Genomic DNA, 20,838 nt, shown 5'->3' on the forward strand with positions numbered 1-20,838 from the left:
TTCTTCCCATTAGCTTACCTGGTGGCCGGTGAGCACCATCGCCAGGATAAAGCCAGCATAGAGTACGAGCAGGAAGGCTCCTGTCAAGCGCCCCAGGCGTCCATGCCAGATGAAGCCGAGCAGCAGCAGATGGGCCAGGATCATAGCGGGCAGCGAGATCATCAATTGATGGAGATCTACTGGGAGTGGACGCACCAGGGCTGCCAGGCCAAGGGTAACTAGCAGGTTATAGGCGAACGATCCTAGCACACCACCCACCAGGACCTCCGCTTGCCTCTTACGTGCCGCCGCGATCCCCAAAGCGATCATCTCGCTCGCGGTCGCCAGGGAGACAAGCGTGGCTCCAATAACGTGCTGGCTCAGACCAACAACCTGTGTCAGGGCTTCCGCGCCCCACACGATAGCTGGTCCTCCCAGAGCCATTCCCAGCAAGCCACCACCAACGAGTCCTAGCGGTCGCCAGAGCTTCTGTCTGGGTGCTTGTTGATTGTCGTCGTCATCGTCGTCATCGTCGTCGTCATCTTCAAGTTTCTGAAAGCGTTCGATAGCCTGGCGATCTACCCGGAGCAGTAGCCATGTGTAGCCAACAAAGACGACGAGGAGCAGCAGGCCAGCCAGGCGCGATATATTTCCCAGAAAAAGCAGACCGATTGGTAGCAGCGAGATAAGGGTGGCAATGACGGCCTGGCGACGCAGTTCGCGTCCAAGAACAATGGGAAAGAGGATCGCCGAGAGGCCAAGCGCGATAGTAATCATCGTGAAATTATTACCGAGGATATTACCCAGCGCGAGCGAGGCATTCCCCTGCCCTGAAGCAATGGCCGCGGTGAGCATCTCCTCTGGCTCCAGTCCTGCCAGGATAATACCCACGACAAAGAGGCTGATGCCAGCCCGGCGTGCCACATCGCCAACGCCGTCCATAAACCAATCCGCGCCTTTCATAAGGGCAAGCGTTCCTATCCCCAGTAGCAGGAGCGCCAATACACCAGTCAACACGCCGTGTTCTCCTCTTCGATCAACTGCTTGCGCAAAGCCATGCGCAGGTCATGGAGCGCCTGAAGCGTTAGCACGCGTTTCAAGTCTTGCGTTCCTGCTATATATTCTGTACTGAGTACAACCATATAATTAAAATAATCTTGCAGTCTATAGACCGTCACATCAATAGTCCAATCACCAGCCAGTTCTCCATAAATCAGGTGCGTATCTATGTTCTCGTGGTATCTTCCCAACTCCAGGTATGCTAACAAGCGCCGCGCCATCTCATAGCTCTCTTTGTGTATATAAAGGTAATCATCGAGCAATCGCAGCCCCTGTTGCTCCTGGCTATATTGGCCTTGAAAGTAGAGGCGTGCTGGCTGCCCCAGTATTCCATCGCTCACCATCATACCTTCTGCTACCTTTCTCATACTCAAACGTGTGCAAGACACGCCCGAGCGGTCAGTTCTTCCTGCTTCATCGTCGATAGCCAGCGCACGGGAACCTTTGGATCAGCCCTCCCGTTTCGGTCTCACATCAACTCCCCAGGCATTTTACGTCCGGCAGTAGCCACTCTCCAGGACGGCCAGCGTTACGCGTGAAGCTGGCGAAGCTGTTGTGTTGCGAACCAGGCCAGGTTCAACGCGGCATTGAGGTCCCGATCGATGACCAGCCCACAGGCCAAGCACTCATAGGTGCGGTGTTTGAGCGGCATCCTCTTCTTGACCTGTCCACAGCACGAACAGCGTTTGGTCGAGGGAAACCAGCGCGAGGCGATGAAGAGATTGCCCCCGGCGTTGGCCACTTTGGTCTTGAGGAACTGCAACAACTGCCCCATCGCGGCATCGGCTACGGCACGCGAGAGCTTCCGGTTGGCCATCATCCCCAGGATGTTGAGGTCTTCGATGCCGATGGCCCCACAGGTTCGCGCCAGTTCGGTCGTGAACTTGTGTTGGACATCCCGCCGGGTGTTGGCGATCTGCTGATGTTTGCGCGCGACCTTGAGCCGTTGTTTTTCATACTTCCTGCTGAACACGGTTCGCTTGGTTTGAGGGTCTTTCGTCTTCTGTTTCTTTGACAGCTTCCGTTGCAGCTTGCCGAGCTTCTTGAGATGGAGCGCGAACGGCCTTTGGTTCTCAAGCCGTCGTCCATCGCTCACCACAGCAGCTTGCTTCAAGCCCACATCCACCCCCACCACTGCTTCGGGGGTTTTGAGGCGCTCCCGTGTGATCTCTACCTGGATGGAGATGTACCAGTGGCCCGCTTCGCAGCTGACGGTCCCCCCCAGGATCTTGACGCGTTCGCACGCGACGTGCTTGCGCCTGTTGCGTTTCTTCGTGGGAGTGGTGGCTGCCCCCTTTTCGACGAAGCGCAGTTTTTCTGCCAGGTTCACCGTCCCCAGTTTGCGTAGGAGCTTGCCCCGGTCCTTCTTCGTTTGGCGTTGATCGAGGATGAAGCGGCCAAGCCCGGGGATCGAGATCCAATGGCTTCCCAAGGTGAATTTATCGTTGGAGAGATAGAACGATTCGTGCGACTTCCCCTTTTTCTTGTACTGGGGGTAGTTCGCTCTGCCTGCAAAGAAGTTGTCATACGCTTTCTTGAGGTCGTCGAAGGCTCCCTCCACCACACATTTCGTGACGTCATAGGTCCAGGGGTACTCGTGTTCTCGAATCCGGTTGAATTGCTTCTTGAGTGCGAGGGCATGCGGCGGTTTGAGCACGCGCTGCTCCTCGGGAACGGTTTCCTGCTCAGCTTTATACGCCTGATACTGCTTTTCCCACTGCTCGCGCCCCCAATTGTAGAGAAAGCGCCTCGTGCCACAGGCTCGTTTGAGATACTCCACCTGTTCAGGGGTGGGATTCATCCGGATCTTGTGTGCGGTTTTCATCCTTGAGCGCCTTTTCTCACGCGTTGCGGTAATTCCGCAGGCCATGCAATCTCGATGAAAAACAGTGGAGAATGCTCATCACATCCTGGACACGCTCTTGTTGTGGAGAGAGCGTCTCGGTGTTCATCACGACCAATTCTGTGTGGTGGATCTCGCACAGATGTTTGATCAGAGCAAAGCCAAAGCGCGCCAGCCGATCCTGGTGCGCAACGAGCACACGCTCCACTTCTCCTGCCACAATGGCATCCACCAGAGCCAGAAACCGTTTGCGCTCAACATTGAGACCCCCACCGATCTCCAGAATCCAGTCATCCACCACCAGCTGCTTGGAGGCCGCGTAGTTCGAGAGCGCTCCTCGTTGGTTCTGCAAGTCCGGTTGTTGAGCAGGACTGGACACCCGACAATAGGCGATCGTTCGGCGAGCGGCTGGCGGCTTCGGAAGGTTGAGTGCCGTGGCCAGATCGGCCTCATTGTAGTAGCGGCGCCCGGAAAGCGTTCGTTTGGCTTTGAGCCTGCCTTCTCGGTCCCAGCGCTGCAACGTTTTCACGCTGACACCCACCTGCTTGGCAAATTGTGCGACTGAGTACATATAATGATATTAGTTCACTTTCGTGCACTTTGTCAATACCTAGTACATATCTCCTTATAGTGTGTAAAGGTCTGGGCTTCGTGAACATTATAGCCTATAGTGGTATATAGGGGCATGGAGCCGGGAATGTGACGCCTATGAAGGAAGCGTAACCTCCACTTGCCGCTGTTTATTGAAGCGCAGCATGCGCATTCCCTCACGGAATCCGTACACGCTGTAGATCCAGGTCGCGATGGCAGCTCCAAGGCCACATACAAGCCACTGCATGTCAATAGTCATTCCACCTGATGTTATAGGTGTTGCGGGGACGGCAAACAGCGCCACAAGTGCGACCAGGCAGGTCCATGAGGCGAGCCAGTAGTCGATGCGCCTGTTGAAGATGCGCGCGAAGGGGTAGAAATGCAAACCCACAATCAAGACAATAATGGGGATGAGGATCTCAGCATGACCGCTTATATTGCAAATCGCTGATGCAATACCAATGAAAACGCCCTCCAGCCCAAAGATGATGCCATACCACTTGCCCATATTTCGGCCTTGTGCCTGCTGCTCAGCCGTCGCGACGGGAAACCGACGCGCCAAGACGAGCAGGTAGATCCCCGCGATAAGTTGTATGATGCCGGTGAGCCACACGAGTGGCGAGAGAAAGGCATTTCCCCAGCCATTCAAGGCTGATATAGCCAGCGAGGCCCAGGCGGTGCTGAAGAAAGCCATTAACAATACACCAGAGGCGGCTCCCATCATGGCGGCCCTGGGAATAGAGTGATCCTGCACGAAAGGTTTCTCCTTCTGCAAATGCACAGCAATTTTTGTTCTGTTTATCCTATCACATTTTTCCTATTTGATGTCTGAGCCTGTTTACTTTCCCTTCGTACCGTAGGCACGAAGAGGTATGGTGTATGGGAGCGAAAAGATCAGCAGGTGCCAGTCTAAACAGATTGAGCTGGAAGCGCTGATCTATATCTCCTCTGGAAAGGTGAGATGCAAGTCAGCGCTCAAACCGGTGCGCGCACGGCTACAAAGATTTGAAGTAGGAGAGCCATGTCTCAAACGTTTGAAATCCCACCGACTCGTACAAACGCACTGCACCTGTGGGATTAGCTGCATCGACACTAATGTATGCCTTGATTATCCCAAGAGCATGCAGTGTACGCAAATTTTGGAGGAGGAGTGCACGACCAAGTCCAAGACTTCGGTGTAATGGGTGGGTTCCGAGGCTATCGATAAAGCCAACAACCTCATCAATTCCTTCGCGTTTCATGGGCTCAATGCTAGCAGTGCAAAAGCTGGCCAGGGTGCTGTCAGGGGCTACCGCCAGAAGATCGATCTCAGGCCGATAGTTAGGATCAAGCTTCTCCGCACGCAATTCCTCACTGGTAATTGGGAGGGAGTTCCAGTGTTCTCGAAATGCCACATTATGCAAATCAGTAAAACCCTCGACATCTGCCAATGTCGCGGTGCGAATCGTGTAGCCACTGGGTACTTCTGGAGCAGGTGGAGTCTCATGTAGCGCCCGTTTCATGGTGAAAAAATAGCGTTCACGAGTAAAGTTGTTCGCTTCCAGAAACTGAAAACGAGCGGGATGATCCGCACGCGACGCGGTAAACAGACGAGATGCACGATCCGCACGCTGCTGCCGGGTCTCCTGCTCCGCCCACTGTAAAGCACTCGCCTCTATACCCTGACCCATGGCCGTTTGCCGAAGGTAATACCAGTAACGGCCTTCCGTCAGGCTCTCTGTCTCATTAAAGTGGAGCCGCGCAAACCCTTGTATGTTGCCAGCATCATCAAGCCATACCTGGAATCGTTCGGTGGCCTGATTTTTTTGGAGCGCGTGGCGATGAAGATCGAGATCAACCGTATCTGCAGTTTCACAAATACGGAGGAATTCATCAATACGAACAAAATCATCCGGCAACGTAACCAAGCGAGAAATCATCTACAATGCTTCCTTTATCTTCACCATTTATTCTTGTTTATTGATGAGGTGTGAGGAAACTGTATCACACGAAGAAGGAGAAAGGCAAACCATTGGCGCGTGAGAAGCTGAAGTGGCGAATCGTTGACAACTAACGTTAGTTGCGTTATGATCCAGGGGAGATGATGTAATGAAGCGAGGAAGTTTATGGCTCTTTTTACTGATGCCCTTGTGCAAGAGATCGCGGCCCTGGTCCGCCAGCGTTATCGGGAACTGGGGATGGCGTTGGGTGAGCCGGAGTTGCCTGCGGGTCAGAGGCGGCTGGATGAGGGAAGTTCCCTGTGGCAGGAGCTAGATCTGTTGATACGCATTGCTAATGGAGAGCATGCGCGTATGCGCGCGACCAGGGATGATATCCAGCGCGCCGAGGTGGCGCTGGGTCACCTCCTGGATCTCCTGTTGGGAAACGCACTGCGCTCCAAAACTAGCTTTCCTGCTGGCTTCTGGCAGACAGATATAGGTATCCTGGTCTCGCGTGTGCGCTGGTGGATCTCGGTCGATGACCTGATTACGATCAGTAACGCGGCTGCACTGGCCTTTGGCGAGAATACCCAGGCGAACCGGATGCGTATTGGGCGGGCGATTGAGAGTGGCTTGCTGGAGTGGATTCCCGATCCCTCCGTGGCCAATCCCCAGCAAAATAAGCGCGTGCTTCGCACCCAGGTGGAGCGCCTGGGTGCTCAACGCCGACTTTTAGAAGAATAAACAGATCGTTGCTTCTAGAAAGGAAAGCCAAACAATTTATGTATCATATTGCCCAGGTCAATATGGCCTACGCCCTCGCGCTGTTGGGCGATCCAGGTCTGGCCGCTTTTGCCGCTCAACTAGACCAAATCTACGCGCTTGCCGAGGCCAGTCCGGGCTTTATCTGGCGCTTAAAGGCCGAGGACATTTCTTCATCTTCGCATGATCTGCCCACAGATGAGCGGCTCTTTGCAACTATATCGGTCTGGTCCTCCATCGAGGCACTCAGGGCCTTTACCTATCAGGGGAAACACGCGCAGGTGATGCGTCGCCGGCGAGAATGGTTTGTCCCCTTGAAGGGAGCCTACATCGCCCTATGGTGGGTACCAGCAGGACACACACCTGACCTGGCCGAGGTAAAAGAGCGCATGGATTATCTACGCCTGCATGGTCCAACACTCTTTGCCTTCTCCTTTAGCCAAAACTTTCCAGTTCCCGCCACGGAAGGCGACAAGGCCGAAAGCGTTGGAAGGGCGAGCATCAATGAATAAACGAAAAGCTCTTATCAATGAATACAAAGAACGCAAGCGCCGTGGTTGTGTCTATCTGATTACGAATACCACCACAGGGCAGTATATCATAGGCTATAGCGCGAATATAGAGAGCGAGCAGAACAAGTTTCAATTTGGGCAGATGACGGGCGTCGCCTTCCATCCCAAACTTCGCCAGAACTGGGCGGAGTTACGCGCTCACGCCTTTACATTCAAGATATTGGAAGAGCTGGAACAAAAGCCCGGCCAGAGCCATGAAGCCTTTATGGACGATTTGCAAGCGCTTGAACAGCTCTATCGTGCTACCCTTGACCCTGCACAGGAATATTGACATTCATTCTTCTATCAAACCGGTGCGCGTCCATCTACCCAGGGTAGCGGCAATGTAGAGCATCATATCGTCTTTTGCTCTTTGAAATAGGCATTGATGAAGCGCGCGTGCTCAGCATGCGCTTTGCTGAAATCTACATCATGCAGGTTAGCATTGCTGAAATCGACACTGTGAAGCACGGTATTGGTGAGTTCGGCTCCAAGGAGCTGTGCCTCCTGTAGATCGGCCTCGGTCAGGTCGGCATTGGTCAAAAGGGCGAAGCGGAGATCGACACCAAATAAATTAGCCTGGCGAAAGGAGGTTGCATTGCAATCGGCCTGGCCAAGATTCGCACCTTCCAGGTCGGCTCCGTTGAAGTCAGCGGCGTTGAGGAGAGATTCCATGAGATTGGCCCCACGCAGGTTGGCCCCTTTTACGTGTGCTCGACTCATATTGATACGCGCCAGTTGCGCTCCCTGGAGATCCACTCCTTCGAGGTCGGGCTCGATCTCAGGGTGGTTCTGTCTCCATTGATTCCAGTCCTCAATGCCCTTTTTCAGCAGGGCAAGATGAGTGAGATTGGCCATGCGCTTATTCTCCTACGAACAAGTATTGTTTCGCTCTACATATTAACTTCACCTCGGCTCGCAAGCTCGCCTCGGGTTAGGAAGGAGTGGTGTGCCTCGCGGTAGTTACCGCGAGGCACACCACTCCTTCTTACCATAGGATATCACGCCTGGAGCGTCTTATTACAGACGGCTGTCCCATTGCTGCTGTATCTGATGATAGAAGGCTGCTGGATCAGCAGCCAGCGCGGTCTTGATCTCATGGCTCGGCTTGTCGGCAAGGACTTCCTCACGGTCAGCGAGAATGCCTTCAATAGTCGCCTGAGCGATGTCTTGAGGTCGAGACTTGGGGCCAGGGAAGGAGGAGGCCATCTCGGTATCGATAAAGCCAGCGTGGACGCCGGTGACCAACGTTCCCTGTGCTCGCAACTCGATACGGATGCTATTCGTGATAGACCAGGCAGCCGCCTTAGATGCGCTGTAGGAGCCAAGAACGGGATTCGAGAACCAGCTCACAACGGAAAGCATATTGACGAGAGCTCCTCCTCCATTCTGTTTAAGGATTGGGGCGAACGCCCGACTTATGGCCAATGTTCCCAGATAGTTCGTCTCTATCTCCTGGCGCGCTTCATCTATCGACGTAGGCGCGGCATGAGAGTTTACATACGCAGCACCAGCATTGTTGATCAGGATGTTGACATCCTGGTAAGCTTGCGCGGCTGCCTCGATATCCTCCTTGCTGGTAACGTCGAGCTTGATTGGCTGGATACGGGGATCATCTGCCTCTATGAGTCTCCTGGCGCCAACATACACTTTACGTGCTCCCGCGTCGAGTAAGGCCTGGACAAAGGCTTTCCCCAACCCTCGATTACCACCGGTCACCAGAGCGATTGAACCTTCGATTTGCATAGCCGTTTTCCTTTCGTAACTAATCACACTATATCGATCTAACTTACTCTCATGTTGGAATAATTATTCCAACATGAGAGCAAAAAAAATTTAGTCAAAGACAGACAGAGTTGTGCGCGCGATATTCTGGAGCACCTCACGCTCAACGTTAGCGCGTGCGAGCACACGAATGCTGATCAGGGCACCGAGCAGAAAATGGGCGAATTGATGTGGATCATATGTCCAGGCAAGTTCGCCTGCCGCCTGTGCTTTGATGAGAAGGCGGTAGAAGGCCTCTTCCATAACTTTGTAGGCGGCCTGCACACGCGTGCGCACATCGGGATCATGAGGGGCCAATTCGACACTGGCGTTGACCAGGAAGCAGCCACGATGTTTGGGATCATTGAGCAACATATCGATATATGTTTGAAAAATGCTCGCCAGAACCTCGCGCAACGGTCCAGATTGCTGGCGAAAGTCCTCGATTTGTCCCTGGTTTCGGGCGCAATAGCGATCCAGCGCAGCCAGGTATAATGAGTGTTTATCGCCAAACGTATCGTAAAGGCTTCCACGCCCGATACCCGTGTGCGCCACCAGGTCCTCGACCGATGAGCCTTCATATCCCCGCTCCCAGAACAGGTCCATTGCCTGTTGCAGTACCTGCTCCGGTTGAAATGCTTTCTTGCCTGCCATAGTCCTGTCTCTGCTTCCTCCTTCTCTTAGTGGTAAGTATAAACCATGTTGGAATGAAAAGTCAAGGATGTGATGAATCTTCGCGCTTATGGCTCTCACAGGCAGGGAAGGTCGAGGCGTGGGTCGGGCGAATCCGATCCGCACCTCGGCTTTTCCTACAAGCTTTGTGGTTCCTTCCGCGTGATCGTAATAAGTTGCTGATAGAGGGCCTTATTACTGGTCAGGTCGGCCAGGGTGTATTTGTCGAGGACGCTGAGAAAAGCGGCGAGCGCCTCCTGTAAGGCGGTGCGGAGGTTGCAGACAGGCGTGATGACGCAGCAATTGTGCTCGCTATCAAAGCATTCCACCAGAAAAAAATCTTCCTCTGTCTGGCGTACCACCTCGCCGATGCGGATATCAGCAGGCTTGCGCGCCAGCCGCATGCCACCGTTACGTCCTCGGATTGTTTCAATATAGCCGAGCTTGCCCAGCTTATGCACGATCTTCATCAGGTGGTTGCTAGAGATGGCGTAGGTATCGGCGATGTCCTGAATGTTTGCTAGCTGGGTATCAGGGTAGGCCGCCAGGTAGAGCAAGACACGGAGAGCGTAATCAGTGTGATAGGTCAGGCGCATGCAGCATCTCCTTCCACCGAGATAAGGACCATAATGGGGTAATCGTCAGTGTATTATACTCTTCGTTACCCTTTATTACTATCCTTGCCAATTGCCGATATAAAGATGTATATTATGTACATCTTTAATTAAGCAAGCAAAGGAAGTATACAATCTATGACGCAAACTGCCACCTTGAGTGAGAACGATATCGCTATCGCTAAATCGCTGGTTCCGGCTCTGAAAGAGCATGGCAAGGAAATTACCACGATCTTTTATGCCACCCTGTTTCGAGATTATCCTGAGCTACTAAATATATTCAATCATAATAATCAGCGCGCAGGGCTGCAACAGGAGGCGCTCGCGACAGCGGTCTATGAGGCTGTTGCCAACCTGGATCACCTGGAAAATATCTTGCCGGTCGTGAAGCACATCGCGCATAAACACTGTAGCCTGGGCGTGCAGCCAGAACACTATCCCATTGTTGGCGAGTACCTGACTATGGCGGTGCAGCAGGTGTTAGGAGAGCAGGCCACACCCGAGATTCTCTCGATCTGGAAGCGGGCCTATAATGTCATTGCCGATGCCTTCATCCAGCTTGAGCAGGAGATCTATCGCCAGGGAACAGAGCAGCCAGGCGGCTGGAGCGGCTTCAAGCGCTTTGTGGTCAAGCGCAAAGAGCAGGAAGGCGAGGGTCTGATCGCGCTCTATCTAGAGCCAGAGGATGGCGAGGCCTTGCCTGCCTATGAGCCTGGACAATATGTATGCGTGCGCGCACAGATAGGTAAATTCCACCACCTGCGTCAGTATAGTTTGACTGAGGCGCCCGGAAAAAAACACTTCCGCATTGGTGTCAAGCGCGAGGGACAGGAAGGAAGCCATGCGGGGAAGGTCTCCAGCTACCTGCATGAGCAGGCTTCCCAGGGCGATGTGCTTGAACTGAGCTGTCCAGGCGGCGTTTTTACTTTAGACCATACCTCATCTCGGCCTGTTGTCTTGCTAGGCGCGGGCATTGGCATTACGCCGCTCCTCTCTATGCTCTATACGCTACGCGAGCGACAGCCTGAGCGCACAGTAGTACTTGGCTACGCGGTACGCAATGGAGAATACCACGCCTTTGCTGATGAAATCGCCTACCTGGTGCGCGACAACGAACAGGTAAGCGCGACCATCTTCTATGAGCAGCCAGCCGTAGAGGATGAGCAGGTCGGGCGTTTTGATCGCGCCGGTCGTATAGACGCGGCCTGGTTGCAGGAGCAGGTATCCCTGGACGCCGAGGTCTACCTCTGTGGTCCCCGTGGCTTTATGCAAGGCATCCTTACCACACTACTCAAACAGGGACTCAAGCCAGAGCAACTCCACTACGAGATCTTTGGCCCCGCCCTGGCCTTCACCGTCCCCCAGGAGTAGTTAACGCTATACGCATGTTGTGTTTTAGGTCCCTGGTTACTGTGGCTACGGCCTGGCAGCCGTAGCCACAGTAACCAGGGCAAGCGCCGCAGGCGCGAGCAGCACCCACCTCCAATGTGCGATACTAAAGCACATCAGCAATAGAAAGAGGCGCACATTAGAGATGAGCACAATCACCGAGAAGACAATCCACCTGAAGGATGGCCGGGTGGCGACTATTCGTTCGGCAACCCCGAGAGATGCCGCAAAGATTTTAACACTGGTTCATGCCAACCTTGAGGAGGGCGAGTTCGTGCTGAGCACTCCGGAAGATTTCCGCATGACGCAGGAGATGGAGGAGGCCTGGATTCAAAACAATCTCGATGATCCCTGCAAACTCGTCATTATTGCCGAGTGCGAGGGCGAAGTACTTGGTATGCTTAACTTCGCCAATGGCGCACGCAAGCGCATCGCGCACCAGGGCGAATTCAGCATGAGTGTGGCCAAAACTGTGCGCGATCAAGGGATCGGCCGCGCCCTGCTCTCGACGCTGCTCACCTGGGCCAGGGAACAGCCCACAATCGAGAAGGTCGAGTTGCAAGTCTTCGCGAATAACGCACGCGCCATTGCTCTTTATACCTCTCTTGGCTTCAAGGAAGAGGGACGCTTGAGTGGCCGCATCAAGATGGCCCCTGGTGTCTATATCGATACTATCGAAATGGGACAATGGGTAAAGGAGCGATAAGGCTCCTCCTGTCAGGCGCTCCAGCGCTGGCGATAATCGGCGACAAACTGGGCCAGGGGTGTGGCGGGACGCTCCAAAAGTTCTTCCAATATGTTGATTGCCAAATAAGTATTTCGACAAACATCTGTATGCAGAGTCATTAAGAGGGAAAACGTAGCGAGGCCATCTCGCCCGTTTTCCTTGTAAGCTGGTGTAAAAAGTGGTATGCAGACTATTCGAATTTACACTGCCTGAGCGCAACTGGGAAATCGGCACTCCTTAGAGAGGCGATGCCGCTCCTGATGGGGCCTCGTATGGTCGGCGGCGGGATCACTCCCGCCACCGCCAATCCAGAACCGTGCATGCGAATTTCCCCGCACACGGCTCCTCAGTGTATGGTCAACTGTGATTGACACCAGCCGCCTTGTGTTGCGCGATTCTCGCTACATCCTCGGCGGTTTTCTCATCATGGCAGTGGCGATGGTAAACCCATTTGTTGCTGATATCATCTTTTCCACCAAGTGCGGTTGGGGTGATATGATCCGTTTCTAGGACATCGCCGTCTCGAAAGTAGAGTCCGCATCTGGGACATTGTCCTTTTTGAAGGGCGAGGAGTTTTGCTCTTTCGCTTTTCATAAGCGGGTGTTGCTTGAGTCGCTGTGACCAGTAGATGTGGTTCCCATCGTACGGACTCGCCGACCCTCTGACTTTTGCGTAGTCTTGGCTATGCGTTTCTGTATGATATCGGACGTATACAGCTTTGGGGTTCCCATCTTTATCTCGGATGTAGGTGCCGAACCGTTGGGATCCGTCAATGGGAATGCTGTATTTGTCTTTGACCCATCTTTTGCTCTTCCCTAAATGCCTTGCTTGTTCCCATCGTGCGAGTTGGCGAAAGGTGTTGTGGTCGCAGGCATGAAATGCCTTGCTGCACACTACCCACTTGTAGTAGTTCGCCCAGCCTCGGATGACGGGGTTGATCGCGCTAATGACCGCCTTTTGAGGGGCAGATTTTCGTTTTCGTATCAGCAGTTTCATTTGGAGCGTGTGGCGTTTGATGGCTTCTCTACTCGGGGTGATGAAGGTTTTGAACCCAAGGGGTTTTCCTTGCGTGTTTTTTCCGGTATGGGTTTTTCCCATTGGAAATTGACGTACGGAGAAGCCTAAAAAGTCAAAACCTACGTTCCCCTCATATGAAGTTAACGTATGGGTGACTCTTGTTTTCTTCGGGCTCAACCAGAGTCCCATGCCTTTTAAGTGTTTCATTACTGCTTTTGTTGCTCTCTCTAATATTTCTTTGTCGGCGTGTAAAATGACGAAATCATCTGCATATCGAATTAAGATTGGTTGCCCTTTCTGTTTCGAACAGACATTTGCTGCCACTTTTTCTATGCCGTGCAAAGCGATATTAGCTAGTAGCGGCGACAGCACTCCTCCCGCAATAGTGCAAACATGGCGAGTGGTGGTCCGAGGGAGAAGGAGGAGTCTGAGGTCCAACGCGAAAGATCACGTGGACCTGCTCCTCATCAATCTCCACCCGTTTGACAAGCGTTCGAATAAGCTCCCGACGTGTTAGCCAATCAGCGTCATGCAGTCCCTCTCTCACCTTCGCAGCAAAGGTTTCCAGCCGTCCAAGGATGAGCCGAAGCTCCTGCTCCAGGCTGGCCTCATCTTGGATCTGTCGAATATGCTCTTGCACCTGCGCGAGCCGTTCTCGCATCCGTTTGATCCGAGGTTCAAACTCTGCCTTCTCGATGGTGCCCTCCGCATAACTGTCAATCAAGCGAGCAATCCCCTGCCGCAGCCTTCCCTGACTTGCCAGGAACCCTCTCAGTTCTGGGGATGGCTCCTGCTCCGAAGTCTGCAGCCGCTGCCGATACTCCTGCTCTAAGCGCGTTGGATCCTCTAGCAAGGCACACACCTCATTCCAGACGGCCTCTTCGAGCAGATCCGTCCGGACTTGCTTGTTCCAGCAGAGCCGGACGCCGCCGAAGCGATAGGCATCGGCTCCAATGCAGCGGTAGTAGGCATAGGCCCGTGGATGACCTTTTCTGGCACTGGGACTGATCGCTTTGCCATAGAAAGCATACCCACACTGACCGCAGACCAGCAAGCCCTGCAGCAGATAGCGTGCGCCTCGTTTCCCGAGACGTGCCCGCTGTTGATTTTCGCCCAGTTGTTCTTGCACAGCCTCGAAGAGTGCTTCATCAACGAGGGCTGGAACAGGAATGCTCATCCAGTCTTCGCGAGGGACATCCTGGGTGGAAACGGCTCGCCGCGGCTGCAGAGGACGTCCTCGTTGCGCACGGAGTCGTGGCCGCAGTGGTTCCAAGCGCGTTTTGCCGAAGGCGGCTACCCCTTTGTACGCCGGGTTGTGCAGCATATCGCGGACCGTGGCCCGATCCCAGACCGTTTTGCCCGTTCGGGTGCGCTCTTTGGCCGCTGTGAGCCGCCGGCAGACCTCCCCGATGGAGCAGCGATCGCGTCCCACCCAGGTGAAGACCTGACGAACCACGCGGGCCTCCTCCAGGAGGATGTCAAAGCGTGCCTCTCCCGCCCCATCGTGTTTGCTGACATAGCGATAGCCGTAAGGAGCCCCACTCAAGACACTCACGGTTCCCACGTGCGCTGCATGCCGTTTCCCCCGACGGCTGCGTTCCATGATTTTCGCGCGTTCATATTCGGAAATCATGCCCTGGACTTGCAGTAAGAGCTGATCTTCAGGCGTTTGCCCCACTTCTCGATTGAGAAAGACCACCTCGACGCCGGCGCGCAACAATTCTTCAAGCAGAAGGACTTGATGAGCGTAGTTGCGGGCGAGCCGATCAGGACAATGAACAAAGATACGGTCGAGACCTCCCGCAGCCGCCACATCACGCAGTCGCTCTAACGCGGGGCGAATGAGCGTCGCTCCGCTGTAGCCATCGTCGATGAACTCATGCTCAGGAGGAAGTGGCAGACCTAACTCGGCCACGCGAGCGCGCAGTTCGCGCACCTGGCTCTCAATCGTCTTGGCATCACTCTGTTGTTCTGAAGAGACACGGGCGTAGATGCCCACTTGCACTTCATCCATGACAGCTTCCTTTCTCCGACACTCGTCGGCTCTGGAAAACCTGTTCAGTGATGGCTCGCTGAGCAGGAAGGTGCCGTCGAACGAGAGGCACAAGACAGCGATAGGCGTGGTGCAGAACAGTGTGCTCAAGGCGGTTTGGCTCAAACATGACCTGCACCTCCAATACGATGGCAGTTTTGTGAGATCGCTTGGTCATGGCATCCTCCTTGATCTCGCGTCTGTACACCTTCAGCCCAACGCCCACTCCCATGCAGTGGGGCTCCGTGAAAACCATCTCCATAGCTCGCCTGAAGGTGGTTACGCGGGATCGCTACTTGATACACGAACCCCAGAACCAGTTTTGCAACATTGGGGGTGGCGTGAGTGGGCCGCCCTGCGGCGTTCCTGTTTCCGTTGGGGTGAAGTCCACCCCTTCTAGTACTCCTGCCTTCAGCCATCCTCTCATGAGGTGCCGAAGCTGCGGGTATGTTTTGAGCTTTTGGAGTAACGCTTTTTGGTCGATGGTGTCGAAACAACCTTTGATATCGGCGTCCAGCACAAATTTGGATTTGAAGCGGATACCGTTAAAGATTGCTCCTATGGCATCGTGACATGAGCGCCCTGGTCGGAAACCGTAGCTGTTTTCCTCAAACACCGCTTCCCAAGCCGGTTCTAGGGCCAGTTTTACCAGAGTTTGCTGTGCCCTCTCGACCAGGATGGGAATACCTAGCGGCCTGCGTTCGTCTTTCTTCCCTGGTTTGGGTATCCAGATGCGGCGTACCGGTTTGGCTTTTTGACGGTGCTGGTTTTTCGGGTGAATGGCTTGAGCCATGAGAAGTCTTTGTTTGGGATTGACAGATTTTCTCCCGTCAATGCCCGCTGTTTTCTTCCCCTGGTTGTCTTGTGTCACCCGTCGTACCGCAAGGAGTCGTGCGGCTTCCGATTTCATCAGCAACTTTTGCAACTTCTCTACTTTTCTCGTTTCGCCACGCTGACTGGCTCGATAGATGCGCTTCTGAAGACGGAAGACGTGCTGCTCTAGTTTCTTCCAGGGCAGGTTCTTCCAAGTCCCGCTCGCTTCGTCAATTTCTTGATGAGGCGGCGTATTCCTATCTGTTCTTCTACTCACTCTCTATCCTCCATACAGCAGGGTCTACGTTAGCCTATCCTGGGGCTTTTCCCCAGGCATTTGCTTTTTAGACCATCGTTCTCCGTCAAGCATTGGATGGATTCCTACTTGTCCGATCGACCACGGGCAAGAGCTATGACGGGGTTCCCCCGTTCCGATCCATTGTCGTTGGGCTGTTGTAGATGGGTACTATCCACCGTGCGTATTTCGGTAGGATGGGGCTCATGGAAGAGGAGCCTCACTTTTCCTTTGAACGTAAAAAACTCAAAGGTTCACGCAGATACCATTTGGTCAAGCCACTTAGTCCGTCTAAGCTTGTAGATACTCACGATGGGTCAGTCATACCTTCAATTCATTCCCCGGTTGGAGAACATTTCATCATGACAGCACGCTTCAGACTTCTACCGCCTCGGACTGGCGGTTTTCTTTGTCTCACATCCCGCTTCGTGGATTGAGGTCCAGTCGCTACCACGGGGATGCAGCTTTCTGACGCCTACACGCCAGGGAAGGGATTGCACCTTCCACCAATAGATCAGTTATCAGATGTTATTCTCTGTTAGCCATCCCCCGTATTGATGCGGTTGTTACCCTAAGCATGAGGATCACTCCTCATGCTCGGCTCCAGAACCGGACGTGACACGTTAGCGTCATCCGGCTCCTCGATCATATGGTCCTTGTCATGGACACTTGTCGCGGCGCGTCGAGCGTGCCGTTGGTCATGGCAATGCCGATGAAGAGCAAATTTGTTGCTCAACTCTTCCCCTCCACCTTCGCTTTTTGGCGTAATATGGTCGATTTCTATTTGATCTTCATCTTTGAAAAGAAGTCCACACCAGCGACATTTTCCCTGTTGCTTCTGAAGTAATTTCCCCATCGTTCCACTCAGCATTGGGTGTCGTTTGAGTCGAGTACTCCAATACAGGAAGTCGCCATCATATGGGCTTGCCGTTCCCCGCACCTTGGTATGACGTTGGATCGGCCGGGCGTTGTGCTTTGTGAGCACATGCTCCTGCTGGTCCCTGAAGACCCAGCTTGCGCCAGGTTCCATGTTCCAGTATTTTCTGATGATCCATTGCCTGCTCTTGGTCGGGTGGCGGCGGTAGGCCCATCTCCTCAATTGCTGATAGACCAGATGGTCACAGAAGGAGAATGTTTTTGCTGCGACTACTGTTCGATGATAGTTGGCCCATCCTCGAATGATCGGGTTGAGCGTCAGGATGAGGTCTTGCTGCGAAGCTGACCGTAATTTCCTGATCTTTTTGCCAATCTCCTGCATATGGGTTTTGATTGCTCCCTTGCTCGGCGAAATGATGGTTTTGAAACCAAGTGGTTTGCCCCAGGTGTTTTTCCCCGTGTGCGTTTTGCCCGTTGGAAATTGCCGGATGGCGAACCCCAAGAACTCGAACCCGACCGTCCCTTGATAGGGCTTCAAAGTGTGAGTTATTTTGGTTTTGCTTGGTTTCAATTCCAGTCCCATGTCGGCTAACCACGTTTCCAGGACTGTTTGCGCTCTTTTTACCCCTTCCTCCATTGCATGAAAAACCACCAGGTCATCCGCATATCGGATGAATTGCGGTTTTTCCTCTTTCGCGCGGAAGGCTTCCATGACGGTTGTCTCCATGCCGTGGAGCGCCACATTCATGAGGAGCGGCGAAATCGTACCCCCTTGAGGGGTACCGCTTTTCGTTGCCTCAAAGACTCCTGTGTCGATGGCTCCTGCTTCAAGCCATGCTTGAATAGCGCGTTTCATGGCCGGATAGGTGTTGAGCTTTTTCAGTAAGGCTTGATGGTTAATGTTGTCGAAGGCTCCTTTCAGATCGGCATCCAGAACATATTTGTCCTTTTGCTTGATCGCGCTAAAGATAGCCTCGATTGCATCATGGCAAGAGCGCCCAGGGCGGAACCCGTAGGAGTTGGGTTCGAAGTGGGCTTCCCATTCTGGCTCCAGGGCGAGTTTGGCGAGATGTTGCCGCGCCCTTTCTTCCATGACGGGAATGCCCAGAGGACGCTTCTCGGCCTTTCCAGGTTTCGGTATCCACACTCGGCGTACCGGTGGGGATGTCGCTTGCCAGTTTTTCGGGTGGATGTGGTTTGCCATGGCAAGGCGTCCAGCTGGTTTGACGGATTTTACTCCGTCGATGCCTGCGGTCTTCTTGCCCTGGTTGTCCTGTGTCACCCGACGAACGGCGAGCAGCCTGGCTGCTTGGGATTTCATCAGCAATTTTTGGAGTTTGTGGACTGCTCTGGTGTTGCCACGTTGACTTGCTCGGAAGATGCGCTTTTGGATGCGAAAACAATGCTGCTCTAGCTTACGCCAGGGGATCTTGTTCCAAGCCTCACTCTCAGGATCAAGCGGTGGCTTGACCTGGGGTGCTTTCCTTTTTGCCATCCGACTGGTACCTCTTCCTTCCATATCATCGTGCCGACGTCGGCCTATCCTGGGCATTACCCCAGGCATTTGCTTTTTCGGCAATCCTGCTCCCATCTCGCTTGCGGTCTGGACACCTGCTTACCGGATCGACCACCGATGAGAGCGAAGATGAGAGTTATCCCGTTCCAACGTCCTGTTTTGCGCTGCTTTAGACCTGTACTATCCACCGGGCTTGTCATGAGTGAGCATGAAAACAGCCGAAATGTTTCATGCACTGCGATGGGGTTCATCGCGGCCAGTACCGTTTTGGTCAAGCCTGTTATCCTCCGTAGGCTTGGTCCCGTTAACGATGGTTCAGGCGTACATTTGTCTCCTGGTCATAGCAACTAGCTAGAAGAGCCTCGGATGAGGCTTCCGCTTCTCTTCCGTATTCTCCCTCGCTTCGCTTGATTGATGTCCAGTCGCACCAGCGGAGGGATGCTGTCCGCGCTCACCTCGCGGGTAGGGAATTGTGCCCTACATCAGAGCGTCAGTTATCGGGTCACACTCGGCTAAACGGGTCACACCTTCCATCCATATCTTGTAAATTGGTCCCCCTTTTGTCTTACAGAGTATGCAATGAAATCTAAGCCTGTTCGTTTCACTTGTTCAGGCGAAGAACTCTCTGGCGAAGCGGCGAAGAGCCTCCAGATTGGTTCCATCTAGAAAACGCAGCACCAGCTCCTGCACGCCTGCTGCTTCATAGGCGGCCAGCCGTTGGCGAATCGTCTCAGGGCTGCCAATCAGAGCAGTATTGACTCTGTCCCCAAGTCTAGCTTTGCGTTCAGGGGAAAGCAAAGCTCTCGCCTGCTCATCACTGTCAGCCATGAGGCACAATGTGGTTGATGTGCGATGAATGCTCTCGTAATCACGCCCAACCGTCTCGCAATGCTCTTTGAGTACGGCAAGCTTCTGTTTCATAGTGGCAGGGTTATCGCCCACGTTACAGGCATCACCATATTGTGCCACCAGTTTGAGCGTGACTTTCTCGCCGCTACCACCAATCAGCAGGGGAATATGCGGCTTTTGCACACCTTTGGGCTGATTGATAGCTCCACGTACCTGGTAATATTTCCCCTCAAAAGCGGCTTCCTCCTGAGTCCACATAGCTCGAATAACCTGTACAGCCTCTCGCAAGTGCCGCAGGCGCTCAGGGGCCTCGGGATAGTCATATCCATAAGCGCGATACTCATGCTCAAACCAGCCTGCCCCGATACCAAAGTTGAGCCGCCCATGCGAGAGCACATCAACGGTACTGGCCATTTTCGCGAGCAACGCAGGGTTACGATAGCCATTGCAAGTGACCAACTGGCCGATGCGTATACGCGTCGTGTCGCGGGCAAGGGCTGCGGTGGTAGTCCAGCATTCAAACGTGAACTCTTGTGATGGCCGTGGGATGGTATGAAAGTGATCAACAAGCCAGGCGGAAGCGAAGCCAATCTCCTCAGCTGTTTGAGCAACACACGTCATCATTTCGTAGGCTTCTATAGGGTCCTTGATCCCTGCCAGATCCATGTTCCAACCCTGAGGAACAAGCAAACCAAATTGCAGTGCCATGCGGTGTCCGTTCCTTCCTTTGTAGAGAGTTCCCCTGCGTTATAGTATCAGGGAAGGGGACAAAAATACAGAGCAATGTTAAGGCAGCACAGCTGTGCTGCCTTAACATTTGAAGAAAAAGTGGCGATGTACTTTTCTAGGGTTGCATCAGGAGTTTAACGCAATCAATATCCGTTCTTGAGGGCAAATCCTAAGCGGTTATGATCTCCACGACGCTGGGCAATGAGGGCACGATCCTCATCATCCAGGTGAAAATAGCGGGCAAGTTGTTCGGGGGATGGTTCCCCAACTTTACTCAAGCAATGTATCTTCAGGAAGTGGTGGGGGACGCAGAGGAACAATAGTAGACTGGATAATGGTCGTCGTTGTTGAGCCATAGAAAAGGAAACTATCGAGAAGACGATCAAGCTGATCAATAGCAGGTATGTGAACTTTGAGAATGAAGCAATCCTCACCGGTGACGCGGTGACATTCAACGACTTCAGGAGTCTGTCGCGCCAGTTCCGCAATCTTGGGAAGTTGCCCAGCATTCGGACGGATACGAACATACGCAGCAATTGGAAGCCCAAGTGCCGCAGGATTCAGTTCCAAGCGATAGCCTTGAATTACTCCCGTTTCTTCCAACCTGCGGACTCGCTCGGTGACGGCAGGAGAAGACATACCGACTCGGCGACCGAGTTCGGACATAGTCAACCGAGGATCGCGCTGGAGTTCTTCCAACACACGGAGATTGACCGCGTCAATCTCCTCACGGAACCCAATGTAAGTAAAAGGGCGTTTTTTCTTTAAATCTTCAGCCATATGCTCCGTATCTCCTCAAATATGCCATGTATTTTTGCTTCTTTCCATTGTACCATTACGA

General features: G+C 53.5%; 22 protein-coding genes and 2 pseudogenes. 6 read left to right on the top strand and 18 right to left on the bottom strand.

Annotated elements, in window-relative coordinates:
- Positions 1–9: 9 nt before the first annotated feature.
- The 6 genes from KTE_RS33400 to KTE_RS33425 all read right to left on the bottom strand — a co-directional run bounded on the left by KTE_RS33400 (position 10) and on the right by KTE_RS33425 (position 5,391).
- Positions 10–996, bottom strand: a complete 987-nt coding sequence (locus KTE_RS33400) for a sodium:calcium antiporter (protein WP_201389277.1) — start codon at positions 994–996, stop codon at positions 10–12.
- A complete protein-coding gene (locus KTE_RS33405; protein ID WP_201389279.1) occupies positions 990–1,385 on the bottom strand; it encodes a hypothetical protein in 396 nt (131 codons plus the stop codon). The genes KTE_RS33400 and KTE_RS33405 overlap by 7 nt, the downstream gene beginning before the upstream one ends.
- Positions 1,386–1,567: 182 nt before the next feature.
- Positions 1,568–2,863, bottom strand: a complete 1,296-nt coding sequence (locus tag KTE_RS33410; RefSeq protein WP_201389280.1) for an RNA-guided endonuclease TnpB family protein — start codon at positions 2,861–2,863, stop codon at positions 1,568–1,570.
- Between the two features lie 16 nt (positions 2,864–2,879).
- A complete protein-coding gene (locus KTE_RS33415; protein WP_201389282.1) occupies positions 2,880–3,452 on the bottom strand; it encodes an IS607 family transposase in 573 nt (190 codons plus the stop codon).
- 135 nt (positions 3,453–3,587) lie between these two features.
- Positions 3,588–4,226: a hypothetical protein gene (locus tag KTE_RS33420; protein WP_201389284.1), complete on the bottom strand. Its 639-nt coding sequence runs from the start codon at positions 4,224–4,226 to the stop codon at positions 3,588–3,590.
- A gap of 241 nt (positions 4,227–4,467) precedes the next feature.
- Positions 4,468–5,391 (bottom strand): GNAT family N-acetyltransferase, encoded by a 924-nt coding sequence (locus KTE_RS33425; protein WP_201389286.1) that lies wholly within the window; start codon positions 5,389–5,391, stop codon positions 4,468–4,470.
- A 186-nt stretch (positions 5,392–5,577) separates the two neighbouring features.
- On the opposite strand from KTE_RS33425, the gene KTE_RS33430 reads away from it, so the two are divergent.
- Genes KTE_RS33430 through KTE_RS33440 form a run of 3 tightly spaced genes read left to right on the top strand, consistent with a single transcriptional unit; the run spans position 5,578 to position 6,996 of the window.
- Positions 5,578–6,135: a hypothetical protein gene (locus KTE_RS33430; protein ID WP_201389287.1), complete on the top strand. Its 558-nt coding sequence runs from the start codon at positions 5,578–5,580 to the stop codon at positions 6,133–6,135.
- Positions 6,136–6,173: 38 nt separating this feature from the next.
- Positions 6,174–6,665 (top strand): DUF3291 domain-containing protein, encoded by a 492-nt coding sequence (locus KTE_RS33435; RefSeq protein WP_201389289.1) that lies wholly within the window; start codon positions 6,174–6,176, stop codon positions 6,663–6,665.
- A complete protein-coding gene (locus KTE_RS33440; RefSeq protein WP_201373849.1) occupies positions 6,658–6,996 on the top strand; it encodes a GIY-YIG nuclease family protein in 339 nt (112 codons plus the stop codon). The genes KTE_RS33435 and KTE_RS33440 overlap by 8 nt, the downstream gene beginning before the upstream one ends.
- A gap of 62 nt (positions 6,997–7,058) precedes the next feature.
- Here KTE_RS33440 and KTE_RS33445 read toward each other — a convergent pair whose 3' ends face one another.
- From KTE_RS33445 to KTE_RS33460, 4 genes are all read right to left on the bottom strand, one after another.
- Positions 7,059–7,562, bottom strand: coding sequence for a pentapeptide repeat-containing protein (locus KTE_RS33445; protein ID WP_201389291.1), 504 nt, complete (start codon positions 7,560–7,562; stop codon positions 7,059–7,061).
- 162 nt (positions 7,563–7,724) lie between these two features.
- Positions 7,725–8,450, bottom strand: coding sequence for an SDR family oxidoreductase (locus tag KTE_RS33450; RefSeq protein WP_201389293.1), 726 nt, complete (start codon positions 8,448–8,450; stop codon positions 7,725–7,727).
- Between the two features lie 90 nt (positions 8,451–8,540).
- Entirely contained in the window at positions 8,541–9,122 is a 582-nt protein-coding gene (locus KTE_RS33455; RefSeq protein ID WP_201389295.1) for a TetR/AcrR family transcriptional regulator, read from the bottom strand.
- Positions 9,123–9,277: 155 nt separating this feature from the next.
- The gene (locus KTE_RS33460; protein WP_201389297.1) at positions 9,278–9,736 is read right to left on the bottom strand and encodes an Rrf2 family transcriptional regulator; all 459 of its coding nucleotides are present in this window, start codon (positions 9,734–9,736) and stop codon (positions 9,278–9,280) included.
- A gap of 147 nt (positions 9,737–9,883) precedes the next feature.
- Between KTE_RS33460 and hmpA the strand changes: the two genes are divergently transcribed.
- Both hmpA and KTE_RS33470 read left to right on the top strand, forming a co-directional pair.
- Positions 9,884–11,125: an NO-inducible flavohemoprotein gene (gene hmpA / locus KTE_RS33465; protein WP_255553045.1), complete on the top strand. Its 1,242-nt coding sequence runs from the start codon at positions 9,884–9,886 to the stop codon at positions 11,123–11,125.
- Between the two features lie 163 nt (positions 11,126–11,288).
- Complete coding sequence (locus KTE_RS33470; RefSeq protein WP_201389302.1) at positions 11,289–11,849, top strand: GNAT family N-acetyltransferase; 561 nt, start codon at positions 11,289–11,291, stop codon at positions 11,847–11,849.
- 378 nt (positions 11,850–12,227) lie between these two features.
- Here the strand turns inward: KTE_RS33470 and KTE_RS33475 are convergent, their stop codons facing one another.
- The 5 genes and pseudogenes from KTE_RS33475 to ltrA all read right to left on the bottom strand — a co-directional run bounded on the left by KTE_RS33475 (position 12,228) and on the right by ltrA (position 18,398).
- Positions 12,228–13,259 carry a group II intron maturase-specific domain-containing protein gene (locus tag KTE_RS33475; RefSeq protein WP_236600772.1) on the bottom strand — a complete coding sequence of 344 codons (1,032 nt, stop codon included), beginning with the start codon at positions 13,257–13,259 and terminating at the stop codon, positions 12,228–12,230.
- Positions 13,237–14,901 carry a recombinase family protein gene (locus KTE_RS33480; RefSeq protein ID WP_201389304.1) on the bottom strand — a complete coding sequence of 555 codons (1,665 nt, stop codon included), beginning with the start codon at positions 14,899–14,901 and terminating at the stop codon, positions 13,237–13,239. Before KTE_RS33480 ends, KTE_RS33475 begins: the two co-directional genes overlap by 23 nt.
- A complete protein-coding gene (locus tag KTE_RS33485; protein ID WP_201387584.1) occupies positions 14,894–15,097 on the bottom strand; it encodes a hypothetical protein in 204 nt (67 codons plus the stop codon). The genes KTE_RS33480 and KTE_RS33485 overlap by 8 nt, the downstream gene beginning before the upstream one ends.
- Before the next feature lie 159 nt (positions 15,098–15,256).
- Positions 15,257–15,967, bottom strand: a pseudogene (locus KTE_RS33490) (reverse transcriptase N-terminal domain-containing protein); the annotation flags it as partial.
- 631 nt (positions 15,968–16,598) lie between these two features.
- Positions 16,599–18,398, bottom strand: coding sequence for a group II intron reverse transcriptase/maturase (ltrA, locus tag KTE_RS33495; protein WP_201389306.1), 1,800 nt, complete (start codon positions 18,396–18,398; stop codon positions 16,599–16,601).
- On the opposite strand from ltrA, the gene KTE_RS33500 reads away from it, so the two are divergent.
- Positions 18,392–18,592, top strand: a complete 201-nt coding sequence (locus tag KTE_RS33500) for a hypothetical protein (protein ID WP_201389308.1) — start codon at positions 18,392–18,394, stop codon at positions 18,590–18,592. The two genes, ltrA and KTE_RS33500, sit on opposite strands and share 7 nt — an antisense overlap.
- Positions 18,593–19,028: 436 nt before the next feature.
- Here KTE_RS33500 and KTE_RS33505 read toward each other — a convergent pair whose 3' ends face one another.
- The 3 genes and pseudogenes from KTE_RS33505 to KTE_RS33515 form a co-directional block, all read right to left on the bottom strand.
- Positions 19,029–19,976, bottom strand: a complete 948-nt coding sequence (locus KTE_RS33505) for an LLM class F420-dependent oxidoreductase (protein WP_201389310.1) — start codon at positions 19,974–19,976, stop codon at positions 19,029–19,031.
- A gap of 176 nt (positions 19,977–20,152) precedes the next feature.
- Positions 20,153–20,290: pseudogene (locus KTE_RS33510) on the bottom strand (DUF4158 domain-containing protein); the annotation flags it as partial.
- Positions 20,268–20,777, bottom strand: a complete 510-nt coding sequence (locus KTE_RS33515) for an Lrp/AsnC family transcriptional regulator (protein ID WP_201389312.1) — start codon at positions 20,775–20,777, stop codon at positions 20,268–20,270. The pseudogene KTE_RS33510 and the gene KTE_RS33515, both read right to left, overlap by 23 nt.
- Between the last annotated feature and the right edge of the window lie 61 nt (positions 20,778–20,838).

Origin of the sequence: Ktedonobacter sp. SOSP1-85 (assembly GCF_016587415.1) — a bacterium.
Taxonomy (GTDB): Bacteria; Chloroflexota; Ktedonobacteria; order Ktedonobacterales; family Ktedonobacteraceae; genus Ktedonobacter.

Bases quoted from the DNA above. Each gene is read 5' to 3' on its own strand.
- KTE_RS33405 (WP_201389279.1), bottom strand. From the start codon at position 1,385: ATGATGGTGAGCGATGGAATACTGGGGCAGCCAGCACGCCTCTACTTT.
- KTE_RS33410 (WP_201389280.1), bottom strand. From the start codon at position 2,863: ATGAAAACCGCACACAAGATCCGGATGAATCCCACCCCTGAACAGGTG.
- KTE_RS33415 (WP_201389282.1), bottom strand. From the start codon at position 3,452: ATGTACTCAGTCGCACAATTTGCCAAGCAGGTGGGTGTCAGCGTGAAA.
- KTE_RS33425 (WP_201389286.1), bottom strand. From the start codon at position 5,391: ATGATTTCTCGCTTGGTTACGTTGCCGGATGATTTTGTTCGTATTGAT.
- KTE_RS33430 (WP_201389287.1), top strand. From the start codon at position 5,578: ATGGCTCTTTTTACTGATGCCCTTGTGCAAGAGATCGCGGCCCTGGTC.
- KTE_RS33435 (WP_201389289.1), top strand. From the start codon at position 6,174: ATGTATCATATTGCCCAGGTCAATATGGCCTACGCCCTCGCGCTGTTG.
- KTE_RS33440 (WP_201373849.1), top strand. From the start codon at position 6,658: ATGAATAAACGAAAAGCTCTTATCAATGAATACAAAGAACGCAAGCGC.
- KTE_RS33445 (WP_201389291.1), bottom strand. From the start codon at position 7,562: ATGGCCAATCTCACTCATCTTGCCCTGCTGAAAAAGGGCATTGAGGAC.
- KTE_RS33450 (WP_201389293.1), bottom strand. From the start codon at position 8,450: ATGCAAATCGAAGGTTCAATCGCTCTGGTGACCGGTGGTAATCGAGGG.
- KTE_RS33455 (WP_201389295.1), bottom strand. From the start codon at position 9,122: ATGGCAGGCAAGAAAGCATTTCAACCGGAGCAGGTACTGCAACAGGCA.
- KTE_RS33460 (WP_201389297.1), bottom strand. From the start codon at position 9,736: ATGCGCCTGACCTATCACACTGATTACGCTCTCCGTGTCTTGCTCTAC.
- KTE_RS33470 (WP_201389302.1), top strand. From the start codon at position 11,289: ATGAGCACAATCACCGAGAAGACAATCCACCTGAAGGATGGCCGGGTG.
- KTE_RS33480 (WP_201389304.1), bottom strand. From the start codon at position 14,901: ATGGATGAAGTGCAAGTGGGCATCTACGCCCGTGTCTCTTCAGAACAA.
- KTE_RS33485 (WP_201387584.1), bottom strand. From the start codon at position 15,097: ATGACCAAGCGATCTCACAAAACTGCCATCGTATTGGAGGTGCAGGTC.
- ltrA (WP_201389306.1), bottom strand. From the start codon at position 18,398: ATGGCAAAAAGGAAAGCACCCCAGGTCAAGCCACCGCTTGATCCTGAG.
- KTE_RS33505 (WP_201389310.1), bottom strand. From the start codon at position 19,976: ATGGCACTGCAATTTGGTTTGCTTGTTCCTCAGGGTTGGAACATGGAT.
- KTE_RS33515 (WP_201389312.1), bottom strand. From the start codon at position 20,777: ATGGCTGAAGATTTAAAGAAAAAACGCCCTTTTACTTACATTGGGTTC.